The organism is Actinoplanes subtropicus (assembly GCF_000721705.1).
GTDB classification, from domain to species: domain Bacteria; phylum Actinomycetota; class Actinomycetes; order Mycobacteriales; family Micromonosporaceae; genus Actinoplanes; species Actinoplanes subtropicus.
Map to the genome: position 1 here is coordinate 1 of NZ_JOJL01000124.1, position 1,469 is coordinate 1,469.

General features: G+C 66.8%; 1 protein-coding gene. It reads right to left on the minus strand.

Annotated features, from left to right (window positions below; translation table 11 throughout):
• Positions 1–32: 32 nt before the first annotated feature.
• A complete protein-coding gene (locus tag IH26_RS0152415; protein WP_030443798.1) occupies positions 33–1,337 on the minus strand; it encodes an ISAs1 family transposase in 1,305 nt (434 codons plus the stop codon).
• Positions 1,338–1,469 lie beyond the last annotated feature (132 nt).

Consider the following 1,469-nt stretch of genomic DNA (forward strand, 5'->3'; position numbering starts at 1 on the left):
CACGGGCACGGCAAAGTCGGCCGGGTTTGCGTTTAGGCTGGTAGGAGCTGTAGGAGTTTGAGGATCCGGCGGTTTTTGCGGGCGTTGTAACGCATCGCGGCGGCGATGTTGGTGGTGTCGTGGATTCTGAGCAGGCTGACCACTGCGTTTCGTAGTGTTGCCATGACGCGGGGCGTGTTGCCGGTGCGGATGCGGGAAGCGTCCTCACCGAAGGTCACGTCCCTGATCCAGTGAAGAACTTCAATTCCCCAGTGCTGGCGGACATAGGCCAGCAGGTCCGCGGGGTCGGCCTGCTTCGCCGTGAGGCTGGTGACGTACAGCATCGCCTGGTAGGTGGTCTTGCCGCCAGCGGTGACGGTCCGCTCGATCAGGAACACCTGGGCGACGTACGGGAAGTTCAGATCGGGCGGGGTGGGCAGGACCTGGATGGTGCGCAGTTCATGCCGGCCCCGGTCGTTGTCCACCGTCCACGCGGTGACCGGAACATCAGCCCAGTCCAGGGCGTCGAGGGAGTCGAACAGCAAGGGCTGGTTGTCGAGCACCGGGAACACGAAGTGCGCCTTCTTGCTCTCCCGCAGCCATCGGGCATGCGTGCGTTGCGTCTGCATCGCATCGGCACTGATCACATGATCGGTCAGGTCCAGCGGTGTCAGCAGCGGCACGAACGCGGTGATCTCGTTGCTCTTGCTCGCGATCTGGCGCTGGGCGAGCACCACACCGGTGCAGGTGAGCGCGGCCAGAAGGTGCGGCGCCGGGTTCGCAGCGGTCTTGGCGCCGCGGCTGGTCTTGCCGTCCACCGCGATCTGCGGCAGCCGCGGCCGGTGCCGGCCACGTGTGCTCTTACGCCGGTGGCGTTGGCCGGCGGCCTTCGCCCGGCGGCGGGCTTTGCGATCCCGTGACGGATGCCGGCCGGTACGGGTCTTCGCCCTGGCCGCGGCCAAGGCCCGCCGCTGCAGCCACCGACCCACCGCGGCGTCCAGCACGTCACCGTCGAGCCGGGCACACAACCCGCGCACGGTCTTCTCGTCCGGACCGGCATACCGGCCGGTGCCCGGATCGATCCGGGCACCGAACGTTCTCAGCGTCTTCTGCGACGACCCGGCGATCCACTGCCCGATCGCGTACACCGACCTGCTACCAGCCAGCACCGCAGCCAGAGCCAACCCGAGCACCGTCGGTAACCGATGCCGGATACCCCGCGCGTCGCGCGGATCGGGAACCTCCGACAAGGCCGTGATCAGGCCTTCCTGCCCATTGCGACCCAGCAGGACCGGTCGTGTCTCACCGTCCGGCTGGCCTTGGACAGCGTTGATCAGCAATGATGCAGGCGCGGGCACGGTACTCCACAGGGTGATCCGAAGGCGTCGAGAACCTCAAGATCACCGGAGCCGTGCCCGCCCCGTCAAATCCACTCTGGACATCAACACAGAGCCCTCAGTCGCGTACTCTCCGACTTTGCCGTGCCCGTG